General features: G+C 39.3%; 15 protein-coding genes and 3 pseudogenes. 7 read left to right on the top strand and 11 right to left on the bottom strand.

All coding sequences use genetic code 11. The annotated features are described in order from the left end of the window. Positions 1-457: 457 nt before the first annotated feature. From RCG23_RS13775 to RCG23_RS13765, 3 genes are all read right to left on the bottom strand, one after another. The gene (locus tag RCG23_RS13775; protein WP_308176159.1) at positions 458-925 is read right to left on the bottom strand and encodes a UPF0158 family protein; all 468 of its coding nucleotides are present in this window, start codon (positions 923-925) and stop codon (positions 458-460) included. Between the two features lie 68 nt (positions 926-993). After that, positions 994-1449, bottom strand: a complete 456-nt coding sequence (locus RCG23_RS13770) for a PaaI family thioesterase (RefSeq protein WP_308176158.1) — start codon at positions 1447-1449, stop codon at positions 994-996. A 15-nt stretch (positions 1450-1464) separates the two neighbouring features. Then, positions 1465-2394 (bottom strand): DUF1835 domain-containing protein, encoded by a 930-nt coding sequence (locus RCG23_RS13765; RefSeq protein WP_308176157.1) that lies wholly within the window; start codon positions 2392-2394, stop codon positions 1465-1467. Between the two features lie 231 nt (positions 2395-2625). On the opposite strand from RCG23_RS13765, the gene RCG23_RS13760 reads away from it, so the two are divergent. Then, positions 2626-2832 carry a hypothetical protein gene (locus RCG23_RS13760; protein WP_308176156.1) on the top strand — a complete coding sequence of 69 codons (207 nt, stop codon included), beginning with the start codon at positions 2626-2628 and terminating at the stop codon, positions 2830-2832. 12 nt (positions 2833-2844) lie between these two features. Then, positions 2845-2988 carry a hypothetical protein gene (locus RCG23_RS13755; protein WP_308176155.1) on the top strand — a complete coding sequence of 48 codons (144 nt, stop codon included), beginning with the start codon at positions 2845-2847 and terminating at the stop codon, positions 2986-2988. Between the two features lie 319 nt (positions 2989-3307). On the opposite strand, the gene RCG23_RS13750 is transcribed toward RCG23_RS13755, so the two are convergent. Beyond that, positions 3308-4393, bottom strand: a complete 1086-nt coding sequence (locus tag RCG23_RS13750; RefSeq protein WP_308176154.1) for an NUDIX hydrolase — start codon at positions 4391-4393, stop codon at positions 3308-3310. Positions 4394-4961: 568 nt separating this feature from the next. On the opposite strand from RCG23_RS13750, the gene RCG23_RS13745 reads away from it, so the two are divergent. The 4 genes and pseudogenes from RCG23_RS13745 (at position 4962) to RCG23_RS13730 (ending at position 10492) form a co-directional block, all read left to right on the top strand. Beyond that, a complete protein-coding gene (locus RCG23_RS13745) occupies positions 4962-5489 on the top strand; it encodes an NUDIX hydrolase (protein ID WP_308176153.1) in 528 nt (175 codons plus the stop codon). A 292-nt stretch (positions 5490-5781) separates the two neighbouring features. Beyond that, positions 5782-7059, top strand: a complete 1278-nt coding sequence (locus RCG23_RS13740; protein WP_308176152.1) for an FxLYD domain-containing protein — start codon at positions 5782-5784, stop codon at positions 7057-7059. A gap of 17 nt (positions 7060-7076) precedes the next feature. Beyond that, entirely contained in the window at positions 7077-8210 is a 1134-nt protein-coding gene (locus RCG23_RS13735) for a S1C family serine protease (protein WP_308176151.1), read from the top strand. Positions 8211-8432: 222 nt separating this feature from the next. Continuing rightward, positions 8433-10492, top strand: a pseudogene (locus RCG23_RS13730) (UvrD-helicase domain-containing protein). Positions 10493-10626: 134 nt separating this feature from the next. Here RCG23_RS13730 and RCG23_RS13725 read toward each other — a convergent pair. The 7 genes and pseudogenes from RCG23_RS13725 to RCG23_RS13695 all read right to left on the bottom strand — a co-directional run bounded on the left by RCG23_RS13725 (position 10627) and on the right by RCG23_RS13695 (position 17494). Further along, positions 10627-11421: a COG4705 family protein gene (locus tag RCG23_RS13725; protein WP_308176150.1), complete on the bottom strand. Its 795-nt coding sequence runs from the start codon at positions 11419-11421 to the stop codon at positions 10627-10629. Between the two features lie 330 nt (positions 11422-11751). Further along, on the bottom strand, positions 11752-12495 hold the full coding sequence (locus RCG23_RS13720; RefSeq protein ID WP_308176149.1) for a transketolase family protein: 744 nt from the start codon (positions 12493-12495) through the stop codon (positions 11752-11754). Next, the gene (locus tag RCG23_RS13715; protein ID WP_308176148.1) at positions 12479-12715 is read right to left on the bottom strand and encodes a transketolase family protein; all 237 of its coding nucleotides are present in this window, start codon (positions 12713-12715) and stop codon (positions 12479-12481) included. Before RCG23_RS13715 ends, RCG23_RS13720 begins: the two co-directional genes overlap by 17 nt. Then, positions 12712-13562: pseudogene (locus tag RCG23_RS13710) on the bottom strand (transketolase). The gene RCG23_RS13715 and the pseudogene RCG23_RS13710 overlap by 4 nt, the downstream one beginning before the upstream one ends. Before the next feature lie 82 nt (positions 13563-13644). Next, positions 13645-15020 (bottom strand): annotated as a pseudogene (locus RCG23_RS13705) (PTS ascorbate transporter subunit IIC). Positions 15021-15073: 53 nt separating this feature from the next. Continuing rightward, a complete protein-coding gene (locus tag RCG23_RS13700; RefSeq protein ID WP_308176147.1) occupies positions 15074-15355 on the bottom strand; it encodes a PTS sugar transporter subunit IIB in 282 nt (93 codons plus the stop codon). A gap of 75 nt (positions 15356-15430) precedes the next feature. After that, complete coding sequence (locus RCG23_RS13695) at positions 15431-17494, bottom strand: BglG family transcription antiterminator (protein WP_308176146.1); 2064 nt, start codon at positions 17492-17494, stop codon at positions 15431-15433. Between the two features lie 192 nt (positions 17495-17686). Between RCG23_RS13695 and RCG23_RS13690 the strand changes: the two genes are divergently transcribed. Continuing rightward, positions 17687-18475, top strand: a complete 789-nt coding sequence (locus tag RCG23_RS13690; RefSeq protein ID WP_308176145.1) for a histidinol-phosphatase HisJ family protein — start codon at positions 17687-17689, stop codon at positions 18473-18475. The last annotated feature ends 508 nt before the right edge of the window (positions 18476-18983 follow it).

The raw sequence follows: 18983 nt of genomic DNA, 5'->3' as shown, positions 1-18983 counted from the left end.
ACATCGAATCCGATGGTTTTGTCTAATAAAGTTCTTCTAATGGACAGAACGAGCCTTGAACTCGATGGTTTTGTCTAATAAAGTTCTTCTATTGGACAGAACGAGCATGGAACCCAATGGTTTTGTCTAATAAAGCCCTTCTATTGGACAGAACGAGCGTGGAACCCGATGGTTTTGTCTAATAAAGCTCTTCTATTGGACAGAACGAGCATGGAACCCGATAGTTTTGTCTAATAAAGCTCTTCTATTGGACAGAACGAGCATGGAACCCAATAGTTTTGTCCAATAAAGCCCTTCTATTGGACAGAAAGAGCATGGAATTCGATGGTTTTGTCTAATAAAACCTTTCTATTGGACAGAATGAGCCTTGAACCCGATAGTTTTGTCCAATAAAGCCTGCACCTTTAGTTTAAAAATAAGCGATCACCAACTATTTCGTAATCGCTCGCTGCTTTTTCTATTCAATATAGTTTATGTCATTATCCTGACACCATTCTATCGCAATTTGTTTAAAACATTCTTCACGATATGAATACCATTGATCTTCAATTTCAAGATCGATTATTTTGTCCTTAAATCTTCTAAACGCACCCTTGCCCTCAATAGCTCTTAATAAGGTATCTTGCTTACGTTGATCACTAACCGTAAAACAAAATTCCTCGATAATTTCATATTCATTGATGTCATATTTAGTAGGTAATTCTATGTAATTTTCGTAGTTTTCAACGACATCAATCGCAATCATTCTATTTTCTTTTTGCCATTCAGGTAAATGATCAAATGGTTTTTCATCTTCAGCCGCTCTCAAGTCCTCCGATGATACTAACACGATTTCACCTGTTTTAACATTTAGCAAGGAACTAGACTCTTCAAACTGAATTTCCATTTCTTCTATTATATCTTTAAGTTTAACTTGTATTTTCATGATGTTCGATCACCTCTTATCATTTTTTAAAATACTTCCGGTATGAAAAATATCCACCAAGTTGTTACTTAAACTTGTTCATCAAGTTCAATAAAATATTGATCCTTTCGATAAGAAACGGCATCCATGGTTGCAATCAGATTTTGCTCATGTAATATATCGATTCGATAGAATCCAGTCCGAAAGTTTCGTTTTATTTCAGTCGCACGGGCGACGATTCTGTCTCCAGGTTTAGCAGCTTCAATAAACTGGATGGTTGTAGAGAGTCCTACTGATGTTTTTCCATATGCATTACAGGCCACAGAAAATACGTGATCTGCTAAAGCATATATCACTGCTCCATGCACAGTCCCATGTGTATTTACCATATGGTCCTGCACTTCTAGACTTGCTTCTGCAAAACCAGCCTCAAACTTTGTTAACTGAATTCCTAACGATAAAGCATACGGATCGTTTTTTACTTTCTGTAAAATTTGTTCATGGTGTTTCTCATAAATTTGAGACTCATCAATTTTCTTCTTCATTCTATTAACCTCACTTTATTTTATTGAACCATGCCGTAAATGTACCCCTCCAACCCACCAATCAATACCCACTAAATGAATTCGATTCTGCTCGCCATTCAACACATCTAAGCCATGAGAAGTTAATTCTAACTTAGCATTTGAAGCAGGTAAGAGATAATTTGGCAACGGGATATCACTAAAAAGCAGTGGGTGCGAACCCTTCATTAATTCGTTTAGAATGGCAGCAAAATGTAAGTTACTTAACCCATCATTTAATCTATTTTTTGCAATGCTATTAAACAAATTATAAAACAAACATTCCCCTTCTTTAATGAAAGAAAGCGCTAAAGATTCAACTTCATTTAATCCTGTTTTATGTGAAGGAAAATAACCTCTATGATCTTTAAATACTTGAAGTAGAAACGGAAGGAAATGATTTTCTGTTAAAATCCACTTTTCAATATCATCTCTGTCATTCGAGTTATATGCTTTCCACCCTGTAACCGCCTCATGGATTTGTTCATTCGTTATCTCTTTTTTGATTTCAAGTAATTCGATTAATTGTTCTGAAGATAATTGACCTAATCCATGAAAAGGGTCAATACCAGGATACTGGTTGATACTGATCATAGATAGATTTCTAAAGCCCTTTGAAGATAATTCTGTAAGTAAGTACATTAACATCGTTTGGTCAAAACGGTCGTGCTCAAACCATAGAATAATCTCCTCTGACTTTGGTATATCATTCAATAAACTATTCTGTCTTTGGCAATTATCAATAAATACTTTTGAAGGGATGCCAAGCTTTTCTTCAAAAAAGTGGGCACGTCTGTTTATTTGCTCTTCTTTTGACCAGGTCAAACTTAACGGACCAAAGTCATACATTTCTCTCCAAACAATGATATCACCATCTATTTGTTGGATTTTATTGCCCACAACATCACCATTCACAATATGTATCATTAAAAAATCCCCATCCTTTTTTCACTATTAACATAATTTCATATTACTGAAAAGTATAAACCATTTTTTTCTAATTTGTCTTATCTGTACAACAAAAAGAGCACTTCATCTACTTGATGAAGTACTCTTGGAGGTCTCGCGGATTCCCTTACAATAATCAACAGCATCGTTTAACAGAGCAATAGCCAAAAGTGAATTACCAGCCGGGTCAGACACTGGACGTACTTCCCATTGTGCGTCCAGCACACTAGCCTGATGGTACCAGGATGTGCCTTCCTGGGTCTAGATTATAAAGTGGAAACCGACATGAACGGTGACTCCATGGCCGACAAATTTACCAAGATTGGTTTGTCTGCTGCTCAAATTGTTGGTGCCCCAGAAAACGGCAAAATTAAAGGTACTTCCCTTGACGTTTCGTTTGACGAAGGCATCACTTAGGAAAAGGCAAACTTGGTTCATGAAGGTAATGGCTGGACAGCCACTATTTCGCATCCAAATAAGCCAGGAAGCTTTGTCTCACTCCGCGCCAGTGCCTGGGATGATGCTGGAACTAGCATTACTCATGAGATTACCAAGGCATACGGTCTAAGATAATTGTGAATTAAAAGAAGGTTTCTATTCCATCAACATTTTTGTAAAGCTTCATTTATAAATACCAAAGGGAGATAATCTTAATAGATATCTCCCTTTGGTGTTTTTTATTAATGATTAAAAACGTTATCGAAAAAGTTAAAAAGAAGGCTAATTTTCAGTATTTGATGTATATCCCAATTTTGATAACTACTTACATAGGGTTAAACGCAAAATTAACGAGTGAAGGCACAAAATAAATATTCAGTTTCAAATATATTTTATTATTTTCCACCAAATAAAAACTAATCATTTTTAACTAATATTTGCTGGATATTAATATTTAAAAAAAGGTGGATAGAAGATCCTCATCCTCTTTTGAATTAATATAATTTTTATACTTAAGGCCCCAATACAATGTAACCAAGCCCATCCCCCACATTTCACCAGGGTCGATGACCTTCCGCTGCAAGTCCTTCATAGATAAAGCAATAAACTCCTTATTCTCCCATTTACCTTCTGCACCCATAGAACGAGCATTGAGAATTTCATCGGACATGTAATCCTTACTCAGATCAACAATTCCAACCATATTCCATTGATAATAGTCCATATCAACCCCAAAACCAAGAAAGGTTACTTTTTCCTTTTGAATGCTAAGACCTAGTTCTTCTTCAATACCTCTTGTCACCGTATTGTACAAATCCATTTTATTTGATCCAATTATATCCTTTTCATTGACCGACTCAACAATTGTGACATCATATTCACCTGGTCTTGCATTACACTGCATGGATCTTCTTGAGAGAATAAACTTATTATCTTTTGTAAAAACAAGTACAGCTATTCCAAATCCATTCGCTAAAAAAGGCACCACTTCTTCAACAACTTCTGAAGTGTCGTTCATACTTAAATAGGTTTGACGTATTGTTTGGCTATTTAATTCTTCCCGGCTCTTATCCAGGTTAAGATTTAAAGTTGAAAATGTATAATAATTTGATTTTTTAAAATCCAGTTGAATAACCATGTTGTTTTCATCATGTGTACGATCAATTCTATAATCTTGCAATGTAAATAATGTGCCATTCCATTTAGCTTTTCTAGATACTGATTCATATTCATTTGTACATATTTCTTGAATCTCACTTGGTAAAAGGATCGGCTCTGAATCCAACACTACATTCACGCCATTTTTTAAATAAGATATAAGTCCGTTACCCTCAACAACATAAAAATTAGTCTTTTTTGAACCTAGGCGGAAGTAATGTTGATCATGTATATTATGTTTGATTCGAGAAGAACGAATTTTGATATGTAATATAGATGCTATTTTCTTAATCAAAAATGTTAGTGGTTCTTCAAGTAGAAATTTGGTTAAAATTGTAATTAAACTCCCTGAAATGAGACCCCAAATAAAGTGTATGTTCATATTCTAACTCCTCTGTTTAAATTAGAAAATAATGGAAAATGCAATAATATTCTTGGCAACTACATCTAGGCATTTCTTCTCTATGACTCTATCAATATCGGATAGGAAAAGGTGTTGTGAGCATAAACCATTATATGATAGTTGGATTTGCCCAAGTCTTGGTCAAAGGAATCGGATACAGGCCGCAGGTTATGTTCGCTCATTATGCTTTTGCTCCTTCCAAAATTTCTTTTTCGATTAATTCATCCAATTCGGAAAGCTTGAACTCTTCAGCTGACGGCTCCCTTTTCTCAACACTGTCATCCATTTTCAAAATCTGCAGTTCAGAATTTTCGGAATGGAAGATTTATATAGACAGGAAACTAAGAATTATTAGTTACCCAAGTTAGAAATTGATAATATTTCAATTTTATCAGTAAATTAGATATTTTTTTACATATTTTTTATACATTTATCGAAACTAATCGACTAATTCCTCGAAATGAGATTTTAATCCATTTCCCTGGATGGTGCCTGTCACCCATTTATATAGTAAGCTATAGAAAAAGCAGCTGAGGGGGCATGAAAATTGGCTTGGAAAATTAACTCCAGCAAGAGGGAGAAGATTGATAGGTTTGAGATTACGATTGATTCCGTGACTGTTCCAAACGGTGAAGAAAAAAAGTTCTCCTACATTAGCTTTGCCAAGGGAGTATGCGTATTGCCAATCTCAGAGGGCAACCGGGTCATATGTTTAAAGCAATATCGGCATGCAATCAAGAACTGGCAGTGGGAGCTTCCTGCCGGGATGCTGGAAGAAGACAGGACACCACTAGATATGGCAAAACAGGAACTTCAGGAAGAAACAGGATATAGTGCGTCTGAGTGGATCGATCTGGGAAGCTTCTATCCATCACCAGGATCGACAAGTGAGGAAATCTTTCTGTTTGCTGCTAAGGGACTGAGTAAGGGAGAACAAAACCTTGAGAGCAGTGAACAAATCGTACTTCACGAAATGCAAATGGAGGAATTAATGAATTTAATTGCCAATGGGGAGTTTCAGCATGGAGCGGGTCTCGCGGCAATAGCAAAATATTTATGCAAAAATAATGAATGATACCCCCATTTTTAATAGAAACCCAAGGATCATAAAGATCCTTGGGCTTTTTGGCATTACTTTTCAAAACGCAATAAAAGTAATGCAAGAGGCTAAAAAAAATGACAGGCACCTTCCAGGGAATTGGAAGGTGCCTGTCACTTTTTATCGTGATACTGCTCATCCCACCCCCCGCACTATAACTATCTTTATTCCAAATTCTCGTGTTGTCTCTTTTTGTCGAAAATCATCACTATTCGTATATTACCAGTATAATATATCTAGTAAATTAACATATAAAGGAGTGATTGGTGTGTATTGCCATAAATGCGGAACGAAGGCGGCCGAAGCTGATGCCCAATTCTGCGCGAAGTGTGGAACCGAACTGGCAGTAGGACAGATTGCAATGCCTGCCAATGAGGATTTAACAGTAGATAAAATCGAGCACAACGACAACGAAACAATCAATGATAGTATTAACCATAGCATTCCCAGCGAAACGACCACTGCTCAACAACATCGTGCCAGCAAAAGGATCGAGGGCCAGTCCTCTTTATTATGGCCAATAGCGATTCCAATCATCTCGCTTATTATTGCAGGCGGTGCGAGTTGGGGCTATTACTCCCATCAGAAACATATAAACCAAGAGGTTGTAGGATTAAAAGAAAAAGCAGAAGAAGTGGCCTTAAAGGGGAAATACAAAGAAGCTTTATTACCTTTAAAAGAAGCACAAAATCTTAGACCGGATTACGAAATTTTGAATGAGGATAAAACCCGGATTGAGAATGCGATAAAGTTGAATAAATCCCTGGATTCTATTTCAGATTCATTGAAAACACAGCAATTTGATACTGCAGATAAACAAATTACAAGCTTTAAAGATTCACTAAAGAAATTAGAAGGTCCTCTTTTCACACCTTTTCACAAATTAATAGATGAAAAATCGACAACGCTTGCCGTTGCGAAAATTAAGATGGAGATAAACGATCTGAGTACCGTCGAAAAACTGGCAGAGAAATTGACAGCATTGTCCTCAATCCAGTCGGCTGAAAAAGACGAGGTCCAAAAATTAATACTAGCAAAAATTGTAGATGTATCTACAAAGGGTGCAGAAGCACAGTTAACAAAAAAACAATTTACTGATGCAATTTCAACTATTGATAAAGGACTTGAATATTCAAGCAAGGATACGAAGCTACTATCATTTAAAGACCGAATCCAAAAGGAACAAACTGCATTTGAAAAAGCGGAAGAACAGAGGCTTGAACAAGCAATGGAAGTTGCTGCCCAGGAGGATTTAACCAATCGGACAGCCGCCGTTAATGTCGAGAATATCTATACCTCCCTTGATGAATATGGTGATATCCATGTAACAGGCGAAGTAAAAAACACTGCTACCAAACCAATATCAGCCATTACTATTTATTATGATGTCTATGATCTTGATGGCAATTTCATCGGTTCCGATTCAACATATGTAAGCCCATATTATCTAGAAGTGGGAGAAACAGGCAGTTTTGATGATACCTATTATGGAGTCTATAAGGATGCCTCCGTCCAAGTTACACAAGTAACCTGGCAATTAAACTAAAAGGAGAAATGACGAACATGAAATGGATCATTAGTATTGCCAGTTCACTTCTTATTTTAGGAACCTCAGGAGGATTTATCTTTCACTGGCATAAAGATATCCCTGCACAATTAAAAAATACTTCTATATTGACGGCAGGCACATCAAAAGCCGCAGGGAAAGTAACAAAGAAAGCATTAAAAGACATTATCCATGAGACCCAGAAGGAAGTGGTCATGATTGAATTGGATAATGGAACTCTCGGGTCAGGCTTTCTTTATAATAAAAATGGAGACGTAATCACGAATGCCCATGTAGTGAACGGCGCAAAAAAAGTTAAAATCAAAACGGCTGACGCACGAGAATTTGAAGGCACTGTAATTGGCATTAGCAAGGACGTCGATGTGGCAGTGGTTCGCGTTCCCGGAATGGCTAAGGATACGCCTTTAAAAATGATGAAAAAGAAAGCCGATGTCGGAGATGAAGTACTAGCGCTTGGAAGTCCACTGGGCTTGCAAAATACGGTAACAACAGGAATTATTAGCGGATTAAATAGAGACTTTGATATCGCTCCTTTCCATTATTCTGATGCCTATCAAATTTCAGCCCCGATTGCGCCCGGAAATTCAGGCGGCCCGTTAATTAACAGCAAGACTGGTGAAGTGATTGGGATTAACTCAGCCGGAACCGACCAGGGTACTATTGGATTCAGTATACCTATAGTCAATACGCTTCCATTAGTGGAAGGATGGTCCTCCTCCCCCATGTCTGAGCTTCCCAATCTCTCAATTGGCGACTCGGAGGATGGTACAGATACAGAAGCAGATGCAGAAGAATCACCAGTGGATACAGCGGAGTACTTAGTAAAGTATTTTTATGAAAGCCTAAATTCAAGTGATTTTGTTACAGCCTACTCACTATTAGGAAGCTCATGGCAAAAGAACCTGGACTTCACAAAATTCCGAAACGGTTATTTGAACACTCGTTCTAACAGCCTGGATGAAATACAAACGCTTCAAGATGGTGACATCTGTACCGTAACAGCTATACTAACAGCCGAAGAACTAAAAAATGGCAATTACGTTTATTCCAAATATAAAGTCGAATATACCATTGGCTATGAAAATGACCAGCTAAAACTGCTAAGCGGTACAGGAAAGAAAATTCAATAGATTGTGGTGGAATAAGTTACCCATATAAATGACCATTAGGACTATAATAATAATACCTGAACAAAGAAAGATAACGCTGTGTACCTTGCTTTTATCCTTGTCCTCATCTTTTTGATAATATGGCATTCCATCTAAAAATTCGGTTAACTACTTATGTAGGGAGGTTAAGAATAATTGGAAACACAAGCATATGAAGAAGAGCTTCAGCAGCTAAACACAATTATGGACGAAGTTGACCGGCAATTAACAAAACTTGAAGGAACGCCTGTGTATACAGGGAGTGATTTCACAGAGCAGATACTAGAAGACATAAGAGAAACCAATCGAAGAAACCTTCGTGCAGCGATAAATGAGCCGTACTTTGGAAGAATGGACTTTCAAGAAAAAGGCAAGGAATCCATGCCGATTTATATTGGAAAAATAGGCGTATCTGACCAAGCGACTCAGCACCCGATGGTGATTGATTGGCGTGCTCCTTTTGCCAGCATGTTTTACTCATTCACAGGAGGAGACGACCCCGCTTTTTACGAATCTGATGAAGGTATCATTGAAGGTTTAATATATCTCAAGCGAAATATCGTAATCCGCAAGAAAATTCTCCAGCGCGTTGTAGATACATATGTAAAAGGCGGCCAAAATGTATCTGTCACTGATGATTTTCTATTATATCGATTAAGCGAAAACAAAGATAATCGATTAAAGGATATCGTTTCAACCATTCAATCCGAACAAAATGATATTATTCGTTCATCCCAAAATACTGCATTAGTCATTCAGGGAGTTGCCGGAAGCGGAAAAACAACCGTTGCCCTGCATCGTCTTGCATATTTAATTTATCAATACCGTGAAACGATCCAAGCTGAAAAAATGATTATCTTTGCACCAAACAATATGTTCCTTGATTATATTTCAAACGTACTTCCTGAGCTGGGAGTAGGAGGCATTCAGCAAACAACCTTTACAGATTGGCCCTAACTAAACTCAACCATGAGGTAACCGCTAAGGATCCATCAGAGACACTAGAAAAATGGTTCACTACTGATTTCAATCGCCCTGAAATGACTGAGAATAGTCCGGGTAAAGGGAAGGGCTCAACCCATTTTATGGATTACATTGATACATGCATCGAAAGCTATGAAGCATCGGCTGTTCCTAATAAAGATTTTGAACCATGGGACAAGATCCTGTTAGAAAAAGAAACGCTTCATCATTGGTTTACCTTCGAATATAAGCATTATCCACTAGCTAAACGAAGGGAACGCATCGTGGCACGGTTAAAAAAATGGATTGATGGCAAGCTGAATAATATAGAAGAAACTAACATAAAAAAAGACAATAAGAAAAAAGCAACACAATATCTAACTTCCTATATGAAGCAATGGCCAAAGCATACTGCTCTTTCCTTCTATAAATCACTATTCACGCCAACAAAGCAATCATCATTTATAGACAGCATCCCGGCAGACATTATGAAGGCTACAGCAGCGAATTGTAAAAAGAAAGAGATGGATCTAGAGGATTTAGCTCCACTTGTCTATATTCACAACCGTCTGTACGGCAGCGAATCACAGCACAAATATCATCACGTAATCGTAGACGAAGCACAGGATTTTTCACCGTTTCAAATCGCATTATTAAAGCAGATGACACAAGGAAATTCTTTTACCATCTTGGGTGACTTATCGCAAGCCATTCACGAGTATCAGGGGATTCAAAGCTGGGATGAATTTTTGGAGATTTTCAATCTAGATAAAGTAACCTATTACGAGTTAAACAGAAGCTATCGTTCTACACTGGAAATCATCCACTTTGCAAATGAGATTATTGCGAAAGCAAATATCCCTGTTAGCTTAGCTAATCCAGTTTTTCGAAGTGGAGAAAAAGTAAAAATGGTACAAGTCGAAGATACAAACCGCATCCCTACCATCATCAAAACACTCAAACAGCTGCATCGAAATAAAATGGATACCATTGCGATTATCGGCCGCACTGAAGACGAATGTGCACTTCTGCATAGTGCTCTGTTAGAAGCAGGACTATCCACAACCTTTATTCATGCAAAGCAGCGCAAATACGAAGGCGGCATTTCAGTCGTTCCTGTCTACCTGGCGAAAGGACTTGAATTTGACTCTGTACTTCTTATCGATGTAGATGAAAAGCATTACGGAACAACCAAGCAGGATGCAAAGCTGTTATACGTTGGCTGCACCCGAGCACTCCACGAGCTGTGGGTACTGTATTCTGGCAAAAAATCTCCCCTCATTGAGAACAATGATACGTAAGCGTCAAATAATCCCCACCTTTTAGAAGATGGAGACCTGGATTATAAAAAAGTGACAGGCACCTTCCAGATTCCTGGAAGGTGCCTGTCACTTTTACTTATTACCTCTTTAAACGAGCGGGGGTCTGACCCCCCTTACGCTGCGGCAGACTCTTCCTTGACCCCCTGATCTTTTTTGCTAATCGTCAGGTAACCGACAAGGACAACAATAATAATCGTCATGACAAGACTGACAGGACCTTCGCCCAGCCCAACGCCACCGTGCTTGGGAGACGCTGAGACCCAGTCCGAAAACGAGGCACCTACCGGACGCGTCATGATGTAGGCGAACCAGAAGGCAAATATCTCATTTAGACCAAACAGCCAGTATCCTAGAGCAGGAATGGCAAGTAAGACGGCAAACAGGATCCCCGAGGAAAAATAACCTAAGTGCATCGTAGACGCGGTCATGTCACCAGCAGCAGTACCGAGTGCGAACGTTCCCAGCACGGTGGACCAGTAAAAAACCTCGCGACGAGTAGTATAAATACTGTGGACAGACAACGTCTTCTCGAACGCGCGCCAGATGACAAAGATAACCGCCAGCGCCGCTGCAAAAAATACGGTTGTTACAATGTGAGGGATTCCCAGCACCACATGCACAAAATCAGCAGCCATCGTTCCAAAGATACTGACCATTACGACAACGAGCCAGTAAATCCATGTCACATATCTTCGGACTAAGAACTGCAGTACCAAAGAAGCTACTAAACCAACTAATCCAAGAGCGACTGCAATGATCGGATTCATGTGGTTGACAAGGTAATCAGAAAACACCTCGCCCATTCCAGTGGTTAGCAACTTGGTGATCCAGAAAAAGACCGTAACTTCCGGAACTTTCGATAACATTGGCTGTGCGCGATGTAGAGTGGCCGATAAGGACTTATTCATATGTTCGTTTTTCCTCCAATGATTCTTTCCTTCACAAAAAACCAATTTGGATGCAAAAGAAATGATTTTAAAAATCTATTATTCTGAGTTGGGCTTTTTGTATAATCCCGTCTGTGAGTCGTTCAACAAACGGATTTATGGAAAATGGAACATTTGTACAATTACCACTGCTTCAGAACATAAAAAATATATTACACGGAAAACCATTCAGAGAAATGAACATGATATTAAAATTTTATTAAATTACCAAAAAAAGTGACAGGCACCTTCCAAGTTTCTGGAAGGTGCCTGTCACTTTAACTCTTTAAACGAGTGGGGGTCTGACCCCCACTAACGAAGTACTAATACTTCCTCCACCGCACCAACAATATCCTTTGCGGTTAGCTGATAAAACTCTTTTAAGTATTCTACTTTTCCTACCTGGCCAAATTGTTCTTTGACACCAATTCGTTTCATCCGCGTCGGACAATGCTCACTTAACACCTCTGCTACGGCACTTCCTAGTCCACCGATTACATTATGGTTTTCTGCTGTAACAACCGCTTTGGTTTGTTTGGCATACTTCACGATGAGGTCTTTATCAATCGGTTTAATGGAGTACATATCGATGACAGTTGCTTGTACTCCTTGATTCTGGAGGAGGTCTGCTGCCCGTAATGCTTCTGCAACCATGATGCCGCTCGCGATGATGGTCACATCGCCTCCTTCGCGAAGAACCTTGCCTTTACCCGATTCAAAAACTTCGCCTTCATCATAGATCTTAACCGCATTTTTACGGATCGTCCGAATGTAGTGGATGCCATACTCTTTTTCAACCTTGCGAAGCAAATAGCTAAGCATGGTAGAATCGCTCACTTCAAAGACATGTGCATTTGGTATGAGGCGAACAAGACCTAAATCTTCAAAAGCCATATGGGTGCCGCCGTTATGCTCGGCTGTGACGCCAGAGTCAGAACCTAGTATTTTTATATTCAGCCTGGCATATGCACCTGAAACAAACAGCTGATCGAAAGCACGGCGTGTGGCAAATTGAGCAAATGTGTGCAGGTATGGGATTTTACCGGTGAGCGCCATGCGCAGCCACCCCCATCATATTCGCTTCCATGATACCGCAGTTAATCATTTGCTTTGGGATTTGATTCATAATCTTATTTGTGGAAATGGAGCTCATTAAATCGGCTTCTAAGGCAACCACATTCGGATTGTTTTTGGCCAAATCAAGCAGAGTACTTGCATACACTTGGCGCATTTCCACTTTTTCTAATTCATACGGTTGGGAGGATGTTTGAATCATATGTTCACAGCCTTTCCAAGTTTGGTTTCCAATTGGGCAATGGTTGCTAGTATTGCTTTTTCATCCGCTTCACTTGGACGAATATGATGGTTATCAGCCTTTTCCTCTAAATATGGAACACCTTGACCCTTGACCGTATCTAAAATAATCGCGATAGGTTTATCAGTTTGTGCCTTTCCCTTTTCAATCGCTTCATAAATTTCCTCTAATGAGCTGCCGTTTACTTTTGCTGTATAAAAACCAAAGGCATTAAACTTCTCTTCAAAATCAAGCGGGTCAATAATCTCCTTAGTTGGGCCGTCTAGTTGCTTCTTATTATCATCCACGAATACGAAGAGATGATTTAGTTTGTGATGGGCGGCAAATTGGAAGGCCTCCCAGCATTGGCCTTCATTTAATTCCCCATCCCCCACAATGCTATATGTAAAATTCTTCTTATCTGATAGCTTATGTGACAATGCTACACCAACAGCTGCCGATATTCCTTCGCCAGAGACCCTGTTGTCATATCGACTCCAGGTGTTAAATTACGATCAGGATGGGATGGAAGGGTCGTTCCATTTTGGTTTAATGTATAGAGGACTTCTTCAGGGAAAAAACCTTTTAAGGACAACGTTACATAAAGGGAAAGGCATCCATGTCCTTTTGATAAAATAAAATAATCCCGATCTTCCCATTGTGGATTTTCAGGATCTATGTTCATTACTTCACCGTATAACACCGCTAGTGCTTCAATGATGGATAAGCTGCCGCCGTAATGGCCAAAGCCTAAATGATGCAGCTCCTTTAATGTTAATAATCGAATTTCATCACGAAGTGTTTCGAGATTCTTGAAATTAACACCCATTAAAATTCCCCCTCAGGTTTAGCATGGCACGCTAAGCACCAGCGCTGCTCTCTTAGCGTGCCATGCCTAACTTACTTATGAATTAAGCCCCAACCTTAGCTGATGCATCATTCGCTTTGTTCTTTTTGAAAAAACCGAATACGACAGCAAGTAAGACCAAGCCAACAATCGTAATGGTCACACCAGCAGCTCCAAACGACTTGGCGATGTTACCAAGGATGATTCCTGATGCACCAAAGTCAGCATCTGAGAATGTCGTACTGGCAAATCCTAAGTTTCCTAGAACCGGCATTAAGAAGACTGGAAGGAAGGTAATTAATAAACCGTTTGCAAAAGATCCAATGGTGGCGCCACGGATACCCCCTGTTGAGTTACCGAATACTCCTGCCGTTGCACCTGTAAAGAAATGCGGAACAACACCAGGTAAAATAATAACGGACCCTGTAAAACCAAGGATAACCATTCCGACAATACCGCCAAGGAAGCTGCAGAAGAATCCGATCAACACCGCATTTGGTGCATATGGGAAAACAATTGGGCAGTCAAGCGCTGGCTTGGAGTTTGGAACAAGCTTCGTTGAAATCCCTTTGAATGCAGGAACAATTTCAGCTAACACAAGACGAACACCTGATAGGATAATGAAAACCCCTGCTGCAAATGTCACGGCTTGGATAAGGGCGAATACGAGATAATCAGTTCCGCCGCTTAGTTCTTTTTCAATATAAGAAGGCAGGCAAACAGAGCAATCACTACATACAGAACCGTCATCGTTAACGCAATCGTTACAGAGCTGTCTCGTAAAAAGCCTAAGCCCTTTGGAAAATTAATTTCTTCTGTAGAGCGAGAACCCTTTCCAACCACTTTTCCAACGAGACCAGATAGGACATAGCCTAAGCTTGAAAAATGCCCAAATCCAACTGCATCAGTTCCAGTGATTTTTCTCATAAACGGCTGGCTGATAGCAGGGAAAATAGCCATGATTAAACCTAAAGCAAGGGAGCCAACAATCACAAGCGGAACTCCTTTTAATCCTGAAACAACTAAGATAACAGCAAGCATACAAGCCATATATAAGGTATGATGACCAGTTAAAAAGATATATTTTAATCTCGTAAAGCGTGCAATCAAGATATTAGCTAACATTCCAAAAAACATGATATAGGCAGTAGTCGATCCATATTTAGATAACGCCATGGCAACAATTGCCTCGTTATTCGGAACAACACCCGTTACATGAAAAGCATGCTGAAACATTTTTCCGAATGGATCAAGTGAATTGACGATAACTCCGGCGCCGGCAGAAATGACGATAAAGCCTAAGAAGGTCTTGGTGGTGCCTTTAACGATATCGCTTGTTGGCTTTTTCTGAATAATAAGCCCGATTAATGATATTAATGCAACCAAAACGGCTGGCTGGCTCAAAATATCCATAACCAATTTAAGAATTCTTTCGCCCATGCAAACTACCCCCTATTAATATAAAAATATAAATGATTCCTAGAATCCAAGAATTAGAGAAGGCCTTTCTGTTTAAGCACTTCCTCCAGTTTAGAGCGAAGGCCATCCATATCAATGATACTGTCGATGACGACAACCTCACCTAAATGCCCCATCCCTTCGGCAATATCCTTTGCTGCAATAAAAATATCGGCCGCATCCGGAGTTGCCGAGCTAAGATCGGAATGCTCCACCTCAACTCCCTTTACACCTAGCTCATTCAAAATTTGTTGGATGTTCATTTCAAGCATAAAGCTGCTTCCTAACCCTGAACCGCACACTGCTAAGATTTTCATGAATAATTCCTCCAAATGGTCATATTTTTTAAAAATTTTTCGATATATGAAGTAAGTAATCTACTAGCTGCTGCCTTAATTGACTTCCGAATATTGCTTAAATAATTCAGAGATATCCTCTGTTGAATCATTATCTTTTAGTAAATCAATATTGTCCTTTTCGCTAAGCAGCCTGGTCAGCTGGGACAATGCTTTTAGATGGGTTTTATTATCGATGGCCGCAATGCAAAACAGCAAACGGACGGGATACTTTTCGTCATTTAAAAAATGAACGGGCTGATTTAGCTTTAAAAAGCTCATCCCAACTTGATTGACGCCATTTTCGGGACGCGCATGTGGGATGGCAACCTCCGGACCGATGACGACATACGGACCTAAAGTTTTTACATTCTCAATCATCGCTTCAATGTAAGAAGCCTGAATGATTCCTTTCTCGAGTAAAGGACTGGCCGCCACCTTTACAGCCTCTTCCCAATCCGATAACTGTTCCACAATTTGTATCGTTTCATCTGTTAACAATTCCTGTAGCACTGGCTGGTTCCCCCTATATGTAACAACTTTTTTATGAAAAGTAATTTGATTTAATGCTTTCTTCAACCCATTTTCATCGACAATATTGGCATACTTTTCAATCGTATGAAGCAGCTCTCTGACTGAGAGTTCATGGTATTGAATGCCAAAAAGGTGCTGATAAACTTCTGTGACCAAGCTGTTCTTTTCAATCGGTGTCATAATGGGTTTTACCTGAAAGCAGGGCAGCTCGGTCTCTACTGCAACAGTCGAAAAGACAAGATCATACGTATTGGTTCCTTCTTCTTGAAATTCCTGCAGCGATAACGTTTTTTCCACCGTGATTTCCGAGAAAAGTGATTCGAGCTGATGCTTCACCATCAGGGAAGAACTAATTCCGCTTGGGCATACGACAACCGCTCGTTTCTTTTTCGGCATCGCTAGCTTTGGTTTTTCTAACAGTGCACCAAAATGAATCGTGATGAAACCAATCTCTTCTTCAGGAATCGTGATGCTTAATAGGGTTCCAATGGGCAGGAGCATCTCTTTTACAATCATAAAAAGCTCTTTATGCTCAATTTTAATTTGATCAAGAAGTGGGTTGGTAATGGGAATGCGGTATTTCATTCGAAAGTAAGCAGGCTTTAGATGCTGATAAAGTGTTTTGATGACTTCATCCTTTTTCTCAAAAACAATGCAGGCCTTCGATTCGAAATCAAATACAAGCTGTTCACAAAGCTTAAATAGTAAGTCGCGGTCCCCATCCTGCACGGCTCCGTCTCCTAATGACAAGCCCAGTAATTGGATCGTGAAATAACAGAGCTCCGTTTCCTCTGTCTTAAATTGAAGCAGCTGCAGCAGCTTTTCCGCCACTTTTCTCATCGGATCCTGGTTTAATAGCTCCATTTCATCGGAATGGAACCGGACAAACTTTCCTTCCTTTTGACGGTAAAAATAGAAGGTGAGAAAATAAGCAAACTGTTTTAAGCGTTCCTCTACAAAATGAAGACCAAACAGCTTTTTAATTTGGTTAAGGGTATCGTGAATAGACTCGAAAGGATTGTGTTCATTTCCTTCTTTTAATAAGTAACGGATCAATTTTTCGCCATACGGCATCTGCAACAGTTGGGCTAAATGCTGCATCACAAGGACTCTCTTATCAAACTCAGTCCCTTTTAGATGATAGCCCTGCTGCCTCGTATAACGGATTTCCACAAGGAGCGCGCTATTCATTTCATTCGCCTTTTTAACATCAGAAATCACCGTGTTTTTACTAACCTGCAAAAGCTGTGTTAAATGGACGGAGGAGATCGGCTCGTGGCGGATGAACAGATAGAGATAGATAAAAATCAAGCGTTCCTCTTCTGTTAAATTAAAGTCACGATCCTGGTTTGAGTTTTTCTGTTTCCGAAAATAGTCCACCACATCGTCTGGCATGAGGATGTATTGGTTTCCTTTGTATTGAATAGGAGGGAGAGATCTCTCTTTCAACCAATGATTGACCTTCTCGAAGTCGTAGGAAATTTGCCGCTTGGTTAATTGCGTATGATCCATAACCTGGTTCATGGTCGAATGCTTCATGTTCAAAAGATAATTCAGCAATAGTGCCGGTCGTTTCTCAATCATCATTCGCTTAACCTCCTAGTTTCAATATATAATAAAGCGTTTTCATAGTGGTGGCTGATTGGGAACAAATGATGTCAGAATAGACTGACAAAATTGTGCCGAGCTCCGCCTTGGACAAGCCCAGTTCGTTTAAATAGACAGTTTGAAAAGAATTACTATATAGTTAGACATACCAATTTATTAGGGGAATTGATTATGTATTTAATGGATTACCATCACCATTCCAACCATTCATTTGACTCCAAAGCCTTAATGGAAGAAGTATGTATAAAAGCAATCGAAAATAATATTAAAGAGATTTGCTTTACCGAGCATTTCTCGGTGAATCCACTTGCGCCAACCTATGGGCACATGGATTTTTCAAAGTACCTACAGGAAATAAAGGATTGCCAGGAAAAATTTCAGCACCGCTTAACGATCAAGGCTGGGATTGAACTTTGTGAGCCTCATATTTCATTAGAAAAATATAAGGAAACCCTTGAGCCACTAAACTTAGATTTCATTTTAGGCTCAGTCCATAATATTAACAACCAAAAGCTTCGGCTTGTCCTCAAAGATCATCAGCACCATGCCTATCAGCTTTATTTTGAAGAGCTCTATAAAATGGTGTCTACGGCTGATATAGATGTCATTGCCCACTTAGATTTAATGAAGCGCTATGCCTTTAAAGATCATGGAATCTATCAATTTGGTGAATATCAGGAATTGATACAACAAATATTAAAAAAAGCGATTGAACGGAATATCGGAATCGAAATCAATACCTCCGGTCTCAGAGCAGCTTTCAAACAGTCATTGCCAGCAATGAATATCGTCCAGCTTTATAAAGAGTTAGGCGGAGAAATCTTAACGATTGGATCTGACTCTCACAAGGCAGACACTGTCGGAGCCAATCTTCAAGAAGCCTATTCTCTAGCAGAACAATGTGGATTTAACTATATTTACAAGTTCGAAAAAAGGGTACCGATACCCGTGAAGATTTAATGATTGCCAATATTGTTTTAAGAAGAGGCAGCAAACTCCGTTAGATGGAGTCATGCTGCCTCTTTTCTTCTTTTCTCCATGTCCCATTCAGAAAATTTCAATCTCACTCAAGAAAACCCTTACAAAACAATTCCAAGGCACGAATTGTATAGTAAATAGTGGATGGGAGTAACTCACATGTCCGTTTTATCTAAGATCTTCTTGAAATGGCACAAAATTAACATCCGTTATAATCACTTATTGTTAGAAGGCTGCAGGTGCGAAAAAACGCGAGCAGAACTACTTTCAAAGATAACGTATCATCAAATGAAAATTAATTCATTGAGTTCCACGCTCTAGGATTTAAGTCATTTAGAATACGATCAACCGTTAAACTGGCATATCTCCATATCATCTAACTCATCTTGCATTTATGCTCCATTCACCATTCTGTAACAAAAATCCGCCATCCACCCTGCCCTTTGCCTCTTCCCTTTTATATATAAGAGGTGAAAGGGTGGTGCATTTA

This window comes from Neobacillus sp. PS3-34 (genome assembly GCF_030915465.1).
GTDB lineage: Bacteria > Bacillota > Bacilli > Bacillales > Cytobacillaceae > Neobacillus_A.
The sequence above is the reverse complement of the archived record's forward strand: the minus strand, read 5'-3'. Positions and strand labels throughout refer to the sequence as shown.